Source organism: Leifsonia sp. RCC_180 (assembly GCF_058138205.1).
Genome location: NZ_CP200340.1, coordinates 433861 through 448144 on the forward strand (window position 1 = coordinate 433861; position 14284 = coordinate 448144).

Here is a 14284-nt window from a genome sequence, read left to right on the forward strand (position 1 = left end):
CGCGGGGCGCATGCGCCGAGCGCCATGCGTGTCACGGATAATAGGACGGTGCCAGAAACCGCTTCGCCCGTGAAGAGACAACGCTCCGAGAAGAGCCGCCCGTCGGTTTTCTGGGTGCTTGCCGGCCTCGTCGTCCCGATCGGCAGTCTGCTCGCCCGATTCCGGATCGTGGATGGCGACAAGCTTCCGCGCACCGGAGCGTTCGTGCTGACGCCCAACCACTACAGCGAGATCGACCCGGTGATGGTGGGCATGGTCGCGTGGAAGCTCGGGCGTCTCCCGCGCTTCCTGGCGAAGGAGAGCCTGTTCAAGGTCCCCGTGGTGGGTTGGTTCCTGCGCCGCTCCGGCCAGGTTCCGGTGTCCCGCGGCGGAAGCGCCCGGGGGTCGGCGCCGCTGGAGGCGGCACGGAGCATCGTCGAAGAGGGCCGCATCGTCGTCATCTATCCGGAAGGTTCCCTCACCCGCGACCCGGACATGTGGCCCATGCGCGGTAAGACCGGGGCTGCGCGGATGGCGCTCGAGAACGACCTCCCCGTCATCCCGATGGCGCACTGGGGAACCCAGCAGGTCATGGCGCGCTACGCGAAGAAGATCAGCTGGTTCCCGCGGAAGACCGTCGATGTGAAGATCGGCGATCCGGTCGACCTGTCCGCGTTCCGCGGGCGTCCGCTCGACAATGCGACCCTCACAGAGGCGACCGCGGTGATCATGGATGCGATCAGCGCGCTCCTCGAAGACCTGCGCGGCGAGAAGGCTCCCGCCGAGCGGTGGGATCCGTCGCAGCACAACCAGAAGGACACCGGGCGCTTCGATGGCTAAGGCAGTGAAGGCTCCGGTCGCCCAGCCCCGGCGCATCGCCGTGCTCGGCGCGGGCAGCTGGGGGACGACGTTCGCGAAGATCCTCGCCGACGGCGGCTCCGACGTCGTGCTCTGGGCCCGGCGCCCGGAGCTCGCGCGCGAAATCAATGAGGTGAAGCGCAACAGCGACTACCTGGAGGGCATCAACCTCCCGCGCAACCTTCGGGCGACATCCAGGCTGGGGGAGGCGATGCGCGGCGCCGAGCAGGTGTTCGTGTCGATCCCGAGCCAGATGCTCCGGTCGAACCTCGAGGCGATGATCCCGTTCCTCGGCCCCGAGACCGTCGTGGTCAGCCTGATGAAGGGCGTCGAAAAGGGAACGGGCCTGCGGATGAGCGAGGTGATCGCGCAGGGGCTCCCCGTGGAGCCCGAGCGCATCGCTGTCGCCTCCGGTCCGAACCTGGCGCTGGAGATCGCCCGCGAGCAGCCGACGGCGGCCGTCGTCTCGTCCGAGAGCCTTGAGACGGCGCAGGCCGTCGCGATCTCGGCGACGAACCGGTACTTCCGCAGCTTCGTCAACACCGACGTCATCGGCACCGAGTTCGGCGGAGTCCTCAAGAACCTGATCGCCGTGGCTATCGGCATCGTCGACGGCGTCGGCTACGGCGAGAACACGAAGGCGTCGATCATCACCCGGGGCCTCGTGGAGATGACGGATTTCGCGGTGGCGTACGGCGCGAAGCCTGAGACCCTGTCGGGGCTCGCGGGGCTCGGCGACCTCATCGCCACATGCGAGTCGTCGCTCAGCCGCAACAACACGGCCGGCCGTCTGCTCGGCCAGGGCTACGGGTTCCACGACGTCGTGAAGCAGATGAACCAGACGGCGGAGGGTCTCGCCTCCGTCGCGCCCATCCTGAGCCTCGCCGAGGCGCGCGGGGTCGAGATGCCGATCGTCCGTCAGGTGAGCCAGGTGCTCGCCGGTACGCTCGATCCGAAAGACATCGCACCGCATCTCACGACGGATTCGGACGAGCCGCAAGGCGAAAGGACACTGGATGACGGACAAGGTCGCGGTCGCGCTTCTCTTTGGGGGTCGGTCAAGCGAGCATTCGATCAGCTGCGCGACGGCGGCGGGCGTTCTTGAGGCGATCGATCGTGAGCGCTACGACGTCATCCCGATCGGGATCACCCACGAGGGTGCGTTCACGCTGCAGCCGGACGACGCTGCGCGCTTCGCGCTGAACGCAGAGCACCTTCCCGAGGTCGAAGACAACGGGTCGCGCATCCTGTGGCCTGACAGCGTTGCGACGCGCGAGCTGACCGTCGTCGACCGTGACGGCACCCGATCCTCCCTCGGCGAGGTCGACATCGTCTTCCCGATCCTGCATGGCCCGTGGGGCGAGGACGGCACCCTTCAGGGCTTGCTGGAGCTTGTCGGGCTCCCGTACGTCGGCAGCGGCGTGCTGGCGAGCGCGCTCGGGATGGACAAGCACTTCACGAAGACCGTCCTGGAGCAGGCGGGCATCCCCGTCGCGCCGTGGCAAACCGTGACCGCGTTCGAGTGGCGCACGCAGCCGGACGAGATCGGTGAGTCGGTTCGCGCGCTCGGGCTGCCGGCGTTCGTCAAGCCGGCACGCGCCGGATCCAGCGTCGGCGTCACGAAGGTGAAGGACTGGTCCGAGTTCGGCGCAGCGATGGAGACGGCCCTGGCCGAAGACGACCGCGTCCTCATCGAGTCGATGGTGACCGGACGCGAGGTCGAGATCGCCGTTCTCGGCGGTCGCCCGGGGGAGCCCGCGCGAGCGTCGGTCGCCGGCGAGATCGTCATCAGCGGACGCGACTTCTACGACTTCGCGGCCAAGTACCTGGATGCTCCCGGCATCGATCTGGTCTGCCCTGCCGACCTCACGGAGGGGCAACTCGCCGACATGCGAGAACTGGCTGTCCACGGCTTCGACGCCATCGGTGCGGAGGGGCTGGCGCGGGTCGACTTCTTCCTCACCGACGACGGCTTCGTCATCAACGAGATCAACACGATGCCGGGCTTCACGCCGATCTCGATGTTCCCGCGCTGCTGGCAGGAGTCGGGACTCAGCTATCCGGAACTGATCGACGAGCTCATTCAGGTCGCCCTGGCCCGCGCGGCCTGAGCACGCGCTAGGGCGAGGGAGACGGCGTCGCCGACGGCGCCGCCGTCGGGTCGGTGTCGAGCGTCGAGAGGCACTTCTGGGTCTGCTTCACCGTCGAGACCGCACTCGCGAACTCCGGGAGGACGGACGAGTCGGATACGCCCGAGACGTGATCGATGATGACCTCGGTGGCGGGCGTGCGTCCGAACGTCTGGTAGACGATCGTCTTCGCGGCCGGATCGGTCATGAGCACCCAATCCACGCCGTTCACGTTCACGCACGGCTTCGTGGTGGCGCCGATGGGAGGGACGCCGCAGCGCAGGATCACCGCGGCCGGGTCACCCCAGGCACCGGTCGCTTGCGCATCCGTCTCGCGCTTGGCCTTGTCGGCGACCGTGTCCGGCAGGCGAACGCTGATCTCGGCGCAGCCGGGCGCGTTGCTGTTCGCCGCAGGGTCGAGCGAGACGATCGGCGCGCATCCGGCGAGCAGCAGGGCGGCGCCGGTGAGCAGGACGGCGGGGAGGGCGCGGCGACGGGACTTCATCGGTTTCAGGCTACCGTTTCAGATCATGGGAATCTCTGGGAGCGACGCGGCGGGCATCACGATCGGGGAGGCCTCCGAGCGGGAGGCGCTGCGGCGCATCTTCCCGCGGCTTCCGGAGTCCACCGCGACGCTCGTCGGTCCGGGGGATGACGCCGCCGTGCTCGCCGCACCGGACGGCCGCTTCGTGGTGACCACCGACATGATGGTGCACGGCCCCGATTTCCGCCTCGCCTGGTCGAGCGCGGAGGACCTGGGCTGGAAGGCGGCCGCCACGAACCTCTCGGACGTCGCGGCGATGGGTGCGGTGCCGACCGCGCTCGTGGTGGCGATCGCGGCGCCGCCCGAGACGCCGGTGGCCTGGCTGGAGGGTGTGGCCGACGGCTTCCGGCTGGCCTGCGAGCACCTGGCCCCCGGGTGCGGCGTGGTGGGCGGCGACCTGTCCGTGTCGGCCACCCTGACCATCGCGGTGACAGCGTTCGGCGACCTCCAGGGTCGTGCGCCGGTGCTGCGGAGCGGAGCGCGGCCGGGTGATGTGGTCGCCGTCTCGGGTGCGCTGGGGGAGGCCGCGACCGGGCTGTCGCTCCTCTTCGCCGAGGCCGTGGATGCAGCGGGCGAGCCGGATGCGGAGCGGTTCGCGGCGGTCGTGGCCGCGCATCCCGAAGCCGTCCGGGCGCAGCTGAGGCCGGTTCCGCCGATCGCCGACGGACCGCTCGCGGCGGAGGCCGGCGCGACCGCGATGCTGGACCTGAGCGACGGCCTCGCCCTGGATGCGCGGCGGGTGGCCGAGGCCAGCGGTGTCGCGATCGACCTCGACACGGCAGCCCTGGGCACGGACGTGCGGAGGGCGCTGACCGGGGGCGAGGACCACGGACTGCTCGCGGCCTTCCCGCCCGGGACGAGCCTGCCCGGCGACTTCCGTCCGATCGGCGTCGTGCGCGCCGGCAGCGGTCTGCTGGTCGACGGTCGCCTCTTCGACGAGCGCGGAGGCTGGGACCCGTACCTGGAGTGGGACGGAGGGCGCGGCTAGGGCCGCAGCACGCTAGCGGTGCGGGACATCCGGCGTCAGCCAGTAGATGGCCGTCTCGCCGTAGTCCTTTCGCCGCTCAACGATGAGGGCGTCCGGGAGCGTCGGCTCAGGGTCGCGTGCACTGCGTTCGACACAGACCACGGCATCCTCTGAGAGAAGGGGGACGAGTGCCGTCAGCACGCCCACCAGTTCTTCGTCGCCGGTCAGGTAGGGAGGGTCGATGAAGACCACGTCGAACGGCCCGGCCGCACCGACGAGGTAGCTCTGCACCGAGGTCGCGCGCACGTCCAGGTCGGGGACGACCCTGCGCGCTGCCGTCGCCGCCGAAGCGACCGCAGCGGCGTTGCGCCGGCAGACCTGCGCCGCGGCCGCGCTCCGCTCCACGAGGACCACGGAGGCTGCGCCGCGGCTGGCCGCTTCGAGTCCCAGCGCACCGGATCCTGAATACAGGTCGAGCACCCGGGCGTCGCGGACGGCGTCCCTCGCATCCAGTGCCGAGAAGATCGCCTCGCGCACCCGGTCGCTGGTGGGTCGGGTTCCGCTCTTCGGCACCTGGAGGGTGAGTGAGCCGGCGAAACCGGAGACGATTCGGGTCATGGCCCCACGAGCCTAGCGTCGGCGGGGCCCGTGCCGCCAAGATATGAGGATGGAGGAACGCCTGGAGCAGGCAGAGCTCGACGCCCTGTGGCTGCCCGGTGACCCGATCGCCTCCGCCGACCGGCTGGCTGCTGCCGCCGCGGAACCGGACCGGTCGGAGCTCGTCCGGGCCGAGCTGGAGACTCAGCGCGCCCGCGCGCTGGGGTTGCAGGGCCGGTTCGAGGAGGCCGAGGCGCTGCTGGAGTCTTTGGAGCCCGCGTTCGGCGTACTCGAGGTTCGGGTGCTGCTGGAGCGTGGGCGCCTGCGTAACGCGGTCGGACGCGCCTGGGAGGCCGTGCCCATCCTCGAGGCCGCTCTGCGCACCGCGCGACGCGACGACGAGCTGGCCCTGGCGGTGGAGTCGGCGCTCGTTCTGGCGGAGGCCGACCGCATCAGAGCGCAGCAGTGGATCGAGGAGGGCCTGGTGGATCTCGCAGGCTCCGAGGACCCGCGCACGCTGCGCTGGGGCGTGGTGCTGCACGACCTGAGGGGGTGGGCGCTGCTCGCCGACGGGGATGCGGCCGCCGCACTCGTCTCGTTCGAGGACGCCGTGGAGTACGCCGAGGGCTACGGGACCTTGGACCAGCAGTTCGCGGCGAAGTGGGCGCTCGGGCGCTGCCTCCGCGAGCTGGGTCGCCTACCCGAGGCTCTGGAGATCCAGCGCCGGCTTGCGGCCGAGCGGCCCGACGAGCCAGCGGTCGCCGAGGAGCTCGCGGCTCTCGCGGCTCTCGCCGCTCCCGCTCCACAGGAACCCCGACCCGACGACACAGCGCCGGAGGAGAGACATACCATCGACTCATGACCTCCGCCTCCGCCCCAGCCGGCTCGGGAACCGCTGACGCGGGCGCCGTCGGCCTGGACTCCCGCCTGACGGGTGTCCTCGGCGGGCGCACCGCCTCCGCGTTCGAGAAGGCGTTCGGGATGCGCACCGTCGCCGACCTGCTCAGCCACTATCCGCGCCGTTACGCGAAGCGCGGCGAGTTGACCGCACTGGCGAACCTGCCGCTGGATGAGAACGTGACGATCATCGCCGAGGTGCTGCGGGTGCAGGACCGTCCGATGCGCGCCCGGCGGGGGAGCATCCTGGAGGTGAAGATCTCGGACGGGGAGGGCATCCTCACGCTCACGTTCTTCAACCAGGCGTGGCGTTCGCGCGAGCTGACGCCCGGGGTTCGCGGGATCTTCGCCGGGAAGGTGTCGGCCTACCGCGGCGCGCTGCAGCTCGCGCATCCCGACTACGAGCTGTTCGAGCCGGACGCGGAAAACGCGGTCTCTCCTGGCAGCGCGGCCGCGAAGGAGTGGGCGCAGACGCCCATCCCGATCTACCCGGCGACGGGGACGGTCGCCAGCTGGCAGGTGCAGAAGGCGGTCGGGCTCGCCCTCGACGCTCTGGCGCCGGTTGCCGATCCGGTGCCGGAGGACGTGGCCGCCGAGCGCGGTCTCGTGCCGTATCGCGACGCACTGGAGGGCATCCACCGCCCGCAGAAGGATTCGCAGTGGCAGCGCGCCCGCGACTCCCTGCGCTTCCAGGAGGCGTTCGTGCTGCAGGCGGCGCTCCTGCAGCAGCGGGCGGCGAGCCGGGAGGCGGCGGCCACCCCGAGACAGGCTGTGCCTGGCGGGCTGCTCGAGCGGTTCGACGCCTCCCTCCCGTTCGAGCTCACCGGAGACCAGGAGGTGGTCGGCCGGGAGATCGCACAGGACCTCGCGGCCACCGCCGCGATGCATCGCCTGGTGCAGGGCGAGGTCGGCTCGGGCAAGACGCTCGTGGCCCTGCGCGCGATGCTCGCCGTCGCCGACTCGGGCGGCCAGTCCGCCTTGCTGGCGCCGACGGAGGTGCTCGCAGCGCAACACCTGCGCTCGATCGCGGCGATGCTCGGCCCCGACCTTTCTGCTCAGCTGATGCCGACCCTCCTGACCGGGCAGCTTTCCGCCGCCGAACGGAAACGCGCTCTGCTCCGGACCGTCTCCGGACAGGCCCGCATCGTGGTCGGCACCCACGCGCTCCTCGGCGACGCGGTCACGTTCTACGATCTCGGGCTCGTCGTCGTCGACGAGCAGCACCGGTTCGGCGTCGAGCAGCGCGAGGCGCTCCGGGCGAAGGGCGGGACCCCACCGCACGTGCTCGTGCTCACGGCCACGCCCATCCCGCGCACGGTTGCGATGACGGTATTCGGCGACCTGGACGTGTCGACCATCGCACAGCTTCCCGCCGGTCGGCAGGGCATCGAGAGCTTCGTGGTGCCGCTGGCCGACCGCCCCGGCTGGGAGCGGCGGATCTGGGAGCGCGCGTCGGAGGAGATCGGCAAGGGGCGCCAGGTGTTCGTGGTCTGCCCCGCGATCTCGGGAAAGGACGCGGAGGACGACGGCGAAGAGCCGGAGCCCGCCGAGCCCGAGGCGGAGGGGGTCCCCGCCCGGCCGGTCGCCACCGTCGAGGCCGTCGCCGCCCACGTGCGCGCCGACCCGCTCTTCCGCGAGGCGCGCATCGGCGTGCTGCACGGCCGCCTGTCGTCCGAGGTGAAGGACGAGGTCATGCGCGCGTTCGCCGCGGGTGACATCGATCTGCTCATCGCCACGACCGTGATCGAGGTCGGCGTGAACGTGCCGAACGCCTCCGCCATGGTGGTGTTGGATGCGGACCGCTTCGGCGTCTCGCAGCTCCACCAGCTGCGCGGCCGGGTCGGTCGCGGAGGCATCCCGGGCCTGTGCCTCCTGGTCACGGCGGCCGATCAGGGCAGCCTGGCGCGAGAGCGGGTGGAGGCCGTGGCGGCGACGCTGGACGGCTTCGAACTCGCGAACATCGACCTCGAGCTCCGGCGGGAGGGCGATGTGCTTGGCAGCCGGCAGTCGGGTGGGCGCTCGTCGCTCCGTCTGCTGAGGGTCGCCAGCGACGGCGAGCTGATCTCCGAGGCGAGGGTGGCGGCGGAGGAGACTCTGGACGCCGATCCCTCGCTCGCGCAGCATCCCGCGCTGCAGGCGGCCCTCGCCCGCCGGCTGGACGAGAGCGAGCGCGCCTTCCTCGGCAAGTCGTAGCCGAGCGGCCCGGCCGCCGGGACAGCACCGGACGCCACACGGACGAAACCCGTTGGTAACGGATTCACAACGAAATGCCGGGAACCGCGGGATAGTCTGGGGGTCTATGAACAGGATCGCCGTTGTCCCTGGATCGTTCGACCCGGTCACTCTCGGGCACCTCGATGTGATCGAGCGTGCTGCCGGTCTCTGGGACGAGGTCCACGTCGTGGTGGTCCACAACCCGGACAAGACGGCCCTGCTCCCCATCGCCCAGCGGGTCGCCCTGTTGGAGCGGTCGATCGAGGATGCCGGCATCGTCGGCAACATCGTGATCGCCTCCTGGTCGATGGGCCTGCTCGTCGACTACTGCACCGACGTCGGCGCGCACGTGCTGGTGAAGGGCATCCGGTCATCGGTCGATGTCGCCTACGAGACGCCGATGGCCATCGTCAACCGCCACCTCGCCGACGTCGAGACCGTCTTCCTCCTGCCCAACCCGGCCAACGCGCACGTGTCGAGCTCTCTGGTGCGCCAGGTGTCCGCCCTCGGCGGCGACGTGAGCCCGTACGTGCCGCCGGCCGTCCACGAATACCTCCAAGACGTTTAGCGCGGGGAGCCATGAACAGTTACGCGACGAGACAGCCCACCGAGTCCACCGTCGCGCCGGAAGAGGAGACCGGGGCGGTTCCCCGGATGGGTCTGGATGAGCTGCGGCTCGCCGCAGCCCAGATCACCGAGAACGTCGAGTCGGTCATCGATGGGAAGCACGAAGCGGTGCAGACGGCGCTGGTGGTGCTCCTGGCGGAGGGCCACCTACTGATCGAGGATGTGCCCGGCGTCGGCAAGACGATGCTCGCGAAGTCGCTGGCCAAGTCGGTCGACTGCACGGTCAGCCGCATCCAGTTCACACCCGACCTGCTGCCCAGCGACGTGACCGGCGTCTCCGTCTACAACCAGGCCGAGCGGCGGTTCGAGTTCAAGCCGGGCGCCATCTTCGCGAACATCGTCATCGGCGACGAGATCAACCGCGCCAGCCCCAAGACGCAGTCCGCCCTGCTGGAGTGCATGGAGGAACGCCAGGTCACGGTCGACGGCTCGACCTATCCACTCGGCGCGCCGTTCATCGTGGTGGCGACGCAGAACCCCATCGAGATGGAGGGCACCTACGCCCTGCCCGAGGCGCAACGCGACCGCTTCATGGCGCGTATCGCGATGGGCTACCCCGACGAGGGCTCGGAGCTCGCCATGCTCACCACGCGCGACACATCCAGTCCGCTCTCGCGCATCCGGCCGGTCGTCACCTCCGACGACCTGCGGGCCATGATGGTCACCGCCCGGAGCGTGTTCGCCTCCACCCCGGTGAAGCAGTACGCCGTGGACCTGGTGCGAGCCACACGAGAGGACCGCGACCTCCGGCTCGGCGCCAGCCCCCGCGCGACCCTGCAGCTGATCCGTGCGGCCAAGGCGATGGCCGCGCTGGCCGGCCGTGACTTCGTGCTCCCGGACGACGTGGATGCGCTGGCCGTGCCGGTGCTCGGCCACCGACTGCTCCCCACCAGCCGGGCGCTCGGACACCACCACGAGAGTGCGCCCGTGATCGCCGACATCGTGCGCCGGATCGTGGCCGCGACACCGGTCCCGGTCGGCTCCGCCGGAGCCGGCTCGGGTGCTCCCGCCGGCTCCGCCGCCCCCGGCCCGGTGCGGGCGACGGGTCGCTAGCATGCCCGCCCGCGGTCGCGTCTCCTCCCCGCTCAAGCGGCCGCGCCCGACCGCGCGCGGGTGGACGCTCGGAGCCATCGGGGCACTCGCCCTGGTCGGCTCGGCGCTGCTCGGCCGCACAGACGTTCTGTTCGTCGGCGTCTTCCTCACGGTGCTCCCGCTCGCGGCGATGATCTCGGTCACGGTCGACCGGCCGCGCCTGGGCGTCGCCCGCAGCTTCCATCCGGATGTGGTGGCGACGGGGGAGCAGGCCACGATCGTCACGACCGTCCGCAACCAGTCGCCGAGGCCCAGCCCCGCGGCCCGCTGGCGCGAGTCGGCTCCCGACGCCGTCGGTGTGCAGGGTTCGGCGCCGTTCCCTCGCCTCGGAGCGCACCAGGCGGACGGGGGCCTCGGCCGAGACACGGTGGTCTTGCGGCAGGACGTGGTGCCCGAGCGGCGCGGCGCGCATCCCGTCGGCCCTCTGATCGTCAGCCGCACGGACCCGTTCGGCATCGCGTATGCCGAGTACGCCGTGGGCCAGCCGCGCCAGTTGCTGGTGACGCCGCGGGTGGTGGCGCTCCCGCGCGGCGAGCTGGATGTCGCCCACAGCGAGGGGACCGAGCACGAACTGCTGCGGCACAGCATCCCGAGTGCCGACGAGCTGATAGCCCGCGAGTACCGTCCGGGCGATCCGCTGCGCCGGGTCCACTGGCGGGCCACCGCCCGCCACGACCAGCTGATGGTGCGGCAGGAAGAGCAGCGCAGCAACCCGGAGGCGTGGATGCTTATGGACACTCGTCCGCTTCCCCTCCACACCGACGGTGTCGACGAGGAGTTCGAGACCCTCGTCGACCTGGTGGCCTCGATCGGCGTGCACCTCCTGGACGAGGGGTTCTCGGTCAGCGTCGTCGAGACCGGGCACCGGCAGCTCTCTGGCCGCAGTGGCGCCGGGCGCACGGGCACCATGGGCGCTATGACGGCGACCTACGACGTGGGGAGCGCCGACCGGATGCTGCTCGCCGACCTGGCGGCGGTGGAGAGTTCGACCGATGTGCGCGAGGATGCGGTCGCCGAGCTGGGTGCGGGCCTGCGGCGGGCCGGACGTCCCGTCCCCGTCTTCGCCGTGCTCGCCGGTGCTGCTCCGACCGAGCTCGGCGCTCTGGCCGCCCTGCGATCGATGGGCGACCCGGCTGTGGCGTTCGTCGCGGCATCCATGCCGGCGGAGGTCGCAGAGCTCCTCGCCGACGCCGGTTGGCTCACCGTGACGTTCGCCGCGGGTGAGAACCCGGCCGAGTGCTGGCAGCGCGCCCTGCGCCGGCAGCGGGCGGGAGTGGTGTCCGGTGGCGACTGAGGCGCTCGCCCTCGCTGTTCCCCGCGTCGCCTCCCGGCGACGGGTGGGCTACTGGCGTCTCACCGGGGCGATGCTCCTGCAGGTGCTGGCGGTGAGCTACGCGCTCTCCGGTCTCATCCAGGGCTTCGGGTGGTGGTTCGCCCTGGTCGCGACGGCGGCTCTGGTGCTCGTGACGGGAGCGGGCCTGCGTAGCCTGGGAGTGCCGCGCGGCGTCGTGCCGGTGCTCCTGCTCGTCGAGTCCGCCGCGATCATGACGGCCGCCTTCGGCAGAGGGAGCGGTCTCCTCGGCCTCATCCCGACCCCGGCTACGGTGTCCGGCTGGGGGCAGTACCTCCAGCAAGCCGTGCTGTCGATCTACCAGCAGGGGACGCCGGCGGAGCCGTTGCCGGAATTCCTCTTCCTGGTGGTCGGCGGCGGCTGCCTGCTTGCCCTGATCCTCGACACGTTGGCCGTCGCCATCCGCGCGCCTGCGTTCACCGCGCTCGGAATCGCGGCGGTGCTCATCGTGCCGGCGGCGCTGCTCGGCGACGGGCTCGACCCGATCGCCCTGGCGGCCTCCGCGGCCGCCTATCTGTGGTTGCTGCGGAGCGACATCCGCACCCGCCGTCCGGGAACGCCGCGCCCGGCCGCAGCCCTCTCCGTCGGCGCTGCGGCGGTGACGGTCGCCGCGCTGCTCGCGGGCACGGCCCCCGGATTCGACCAGGGCGGCGCCACGTCGTTCACGGCAGGCGGCATCTCGATCGGCGGCACGGTGACCCCGCTCGTAGACCTCGGCAAGGACCTCCGGCGCCCCGCCGCTGTGCGCGCTCTGACGTACACGACCACGGCGGCCAACGGTCAGTACCTCAAGCTCGCGTCGCTCGACCAGTTCACGGGCTCGGTCTGGAAGCACCGCGAGCGCGACACGAACCGCTTGAGCGACGGCACGAAGATCGGCCCCGTCGCCGGCCTCTCCGACACCGTCAAGACGACCAAGATCACCACGACGGTGGACATCGACAACATGACGAGCCGCTGGCTGCCGTCGCCGGCGCCCGTGCAGTCGGTCAAAGGACTCAACGGCACCTGGTCGTGGGATCCCGACGACCTCACGATCGGCGGCATCAACGCCACCACGCAGGGGCAGCGGTACACCGCCACGAGCCTCCTGCTGCAGCCCACCGCCGATCAGCTGAAGGCGGCGGGCGGGTTCGTGCCGGTGGATGTGCAGCGCGATCTGTTCCTTCCGCCGAACCTGCCCTCGATCATCGAGGACACCGCGCTCACGGCCACCAAGGACGCCTTCACCGAGTACGACAAGGCGGTCGCCCTCCAGGACTACTTCCGGGACAACGGCTTCGTGTACTCCACGCAGACGCCGCTCAAGCAGGGCTACGACGGCGACGGCACCCGCGTCATCGCGCGGTTCCTGGAGGTGAAGAGCGGATACTGCGTCCACTACGCCTCCGCCATGGCCTTGATGGCCCGGACGCTCGGCATCCCGTCGCGTGTCGCCGAGGGGTACCTGCCGGGTGCCACCAGCGGCGGGACGGCCACCAACCCCGGTGAGTACACGGTCACGAGCGACGACCTGCATGCCTGGCCGGAGCTGTACTTCGCGGGCGTCGGCTGGGTGCCGTTCGAGCCGACGGTGGGCCGTGGCACCGTTCCGGACTACACCCGCCCGCAGACCGACCCCGCCGCTCCGCCGCCGAGCTCGGCATCCACCTCGGGCGCCGCTCCGCGTGCGCTGGTCCCGACCGATCCGGCGAACCCGGCAGGATCGGCGACTCCGACGCTGACCTCGGCTGCACAACCGCTCGCGACCGGGATCGGCGTGGCGATCCTCGTGATCGCCGTGCTGCTCGTGCCTGCGGTGTGGCGCCGGATGCGTCGCCGCAGGCGGCTGCGCGAGCTGACCGACGAGTGGGGAGGCGCATCCCTGGTCTGGGATGAACTCCGCGACACCGTGCGCGACCTCGGCTGGAGCGCGCCACCGACGGAGACGCCGCGCGTCTTTGCAGGACGCGTCGCGGCCGCCGTCGCCGGAACGCCCGCGGAGGAGGCCGTCATGCGGCTCCTCGGTGAGCTGGAACGTGTCGCGTACGGACCGCCGACACGCCGGTGGGCGGGCAGTCTGGCGGACGATCTCGGCGTCGTCCTCTCTGCTCTGGAGGCGCAGGCCGGGCCCGCGCTTCGCGTCAAGGCGATGCTCATTCCTGTGTCCTTGCTGCCAGCGGGCTGGCCTTCGGCTGTCCGGACCCGGAGCCCTGCGTAAAATGGTCGATCGTGACCACCAAGAACTCTCCGTACGCCGTGAACGTGTACGACCTCATCCGCCACCCCGGCACGATGCGCGAGCAGCGCATCAGCCTGCCCGTGACGGAGAAGCTGGGCGAGGGCCTGATCAGCGTCCCGGAGGGCGAGACCATCGATCTCGACCTCCGTCTGGAGTCGATGCACGAGGGAATCCTCGTCACCGCTGACGCCGAAACCACCGCTTCCGGTGTCTGCGGCCGGTGCCTGATCGACATCGAGCAGCCCCTCCAAGTCGATTTCCAAGAACTTTTCGCGTATCCTTCTGAGGAAGCTTTCGATCATGAGGTTCACGACGACCACGTGGATCTTGAACCTCTGATCAGGGATGCGGTGGTGTTGTCGCTGCCGTTCCAGCCGGTGTGCCGGCCGGACTGCCCAGGTCTCGACCCCGAGACCGGGGAGAGGCTGGCGGATGTACCGGACCGCGAGCCTGCGCAGATCGTTGATCCGCGCTGGTCTGCGCTTGCGGCCTTCCAGGCTTCCGACACCACCGAATCCGAGAACACTTCGACCGAGGCAGGGCCCACCGGCTCCGCAGAGCCTCGACCGAGCAGAGAAGAGAGATAGTCATGGCCGTTCCGAAGCGGAAGCAGTCGCGAGCCAACACCCACGCCCGTCGTTCGCAGTGGAAGGCCGAGGTCCCCACGCTGGTCAAGACGATCGAGAACGGCAAGGTCACCTACAGCCTGCCGCACCGCGCCAAGGTCGTCGAGGACTCTGCGGGCACCGCCCTCTTCCTCGAGTACAAGGGCCGCAAGGTCGCCGACGTCTAATCGTCACCCAGGTGT

The 14284-nt window shown here is 70.7% G+C and carries 14 protein-coding genes; 12 read left to right on the top strand and 2 right to left on the bottom strand.

All coding sequences use genetic code 11. The annotated features are described in order from the left end of the window. Positions 1-48 precede the first annotated feature (48 nt). From AB7E03_RS02185 to AB7E03_RS02195, 3 genes are read left to right on the top strand one after another with little or no spacing between them, the layout of a single operon-like run. A complete protein-coding gene (locus tag AB7E03_RS02185) occupies positions 49-819 on the top strand; it encodes a lysophospholipid acyltransferase family protein (RefSeq protein WP_489938910.1) in 771 nt (256 codons plus the stop codon). Then, positions 812-1942, top strand: a complete 1131-nt coding sequence (locus AB7E03_RS02190; RefSeq protein ID WP_489938912.1) for an NAD(P)H-dependent glycerol-3-phosphate dehydrogenase — start codon at positions 812-814, stop codon at positions 1940-1942. The genes AB7E03_RS02185 and AB7E03_RS02190 overlap by 8 nt, the downstream gene beginning before the upstream one ends. Beyond that, positions 1854-2948 (top strand): D-alanine--D-alanine ligase family protein, encoded by a 1095-nt coding sequence (locus AB7E03_RS02195; protein ID WP_489938914.1) that lies wholly within the window; start codon positions 1854-1856, stop codon positions 2946-2948. The genes AB7E03_RS02190 and AB7E03_RS02195 overlap by 89 nt, the downstream gene beginning before the upstream one ends. 7 nt (positions 2949-2955) lie before the next feature. Here the strand turns inward: AB7E03_RS02195 and AB7E03_RS02200 are convergent, their stop codons facing one another. Next, a complete protein-coding gene (locus AB7E03_RS02200) occupies positions 2956-3471 on the bottom strand; it encodes a DUF3515 family protein (RefSeq protein ID WP_489938916.1) in 516 nt (171 codons plus the stop codon). Positions 3472-3496: 25 nt separating this feature from the next. Here AB7E03_RS02200 and thiL point away from each other — a divergent pair, with 25 nt between their 5' ends. Then, entirely contained in the window at positions 3497-4498 is a 1002-nt protein-coding gene (gene thiL / locus AB7E03_RS02205) for a thiamine-phosphate kinase (protein WP_489938918.1), read from the top strand. A gap of 12 nt (positions 4499-4510) precedes the next feature. Here the strand turns inward: thiL and rsmD are convergent, their stop codons facing one another. Then, positions 4511-5095: a 16S rRNA (guanine(966)-N(2))-methyltransferase RsmD gene (gene rsmD, locus AB7E03_RS02210; RefSeq protein WP_489938920.1), complete on the bottom strand. Its 585-nt coding sequence runs from the start codon at positions 5093-5095 to the stop codon at positions 4511-4513. Positions 5096-5144: 49 nt separating this feature from the next. On the opposite strand from rsmD, the gene AB7E03_RS02215 reads away from it, so the two are divergent. From AB7E03_RS02215 to rpmF, 8 genes are all read left to right on the top strand, one after another. Then, complete coding sequence (locus AB7E03_RS02215; protein WP_489938922.1) at positions 5145-5936, top strand: tetratricopeptide repeat protein; 792 nt, start codon at positions 5145-5147, stop codon at positions 5934-5936. Continuing rightward, positions 5933-8164, top strand: a complete 2232-nt coding sequence (locus AB7E03_RS02220) for an ATP-dependent DNA helicase RecG (protein WP_489938924.1) — start codon at positions 5933-5935, stop codon at positions 8162-8164. The genes AB7E03_RS02215 and AB7E03_RS02220 overlap by 4 nt, the downstream gene beginning before the upstream one ends. A gap of 106 nt (positions 8165-8270) precedes the next feature. Continuing rightward, positions 8271-8753: a pantetheine-phosphate adenylyltransferase gene (gene coaD / locus AB7E03_RS02225; RefSeq protein ID WP_441782535.1), complete on the top strand. Its 483-nt coding sequence runs from the start codon at positions 8271-8273 to the stop codon at positions 8751-8753. 11 nt (positions 8754-8764) lie between these two features. Beyond that, positions 8765-9865: an AAA family ATPase gene (locus AB7E03_RS02230; RefSeq protein ID WP_489938927.1), complete on the top strand. Its 1101-nt coding sequence runs from the start codon at positions 8765-8767 to the stop codon at positions 9863-9865. Position 9866: 1 nt separating this feature from the next. Continuing rightward, the gene (locus AB7E03_RS02235; protein ID WP_489938929.1) at positions 9867-11198 is read left to right on the top strand and encodes a DUF58 domain-containing protein; all 1332 of its coding nucleotides are present in this window, start codon (positions 9867-9869) and stop codon (positions 11196-11198) included. Next, a complete protein-coding gene (locus AB7E03_RS02240) occupies positions 11188-13455 on the top strand; it encodes a transglutaminase TgpA family protein (protein WP_489938931.1) in 2268 nt (755 codons plus the stop codon). Before AB7E03_RS02235 ends, AB7E03_RS02240 begins: the two co-directional genes overlap by 11 nt. Positions 13456-13466: 11 nt before the next feature. Next, entirely contained in the window at positions 13467-14063 is a 597-nt protein-coding gene (locus AB7E03_RS02245) for a YceD family protein (protein ID WP_441782531.1), read from the top strand. Between the two features lie 2 nt (positions 14064-14065). After that, positions 14066-14269 (top strand): 50S ribosomal protein L32, encoded by a 204-nt coding sequence (gene rpmF, locus AB7E03_RS02250; RefSeq protein WP_018190667.1) that lies wholly within the window; start codon positions 14066-14068, stop codon positions 14267-14269. Positions 14270-14284 lie beyond the last annotated feature (15 nt).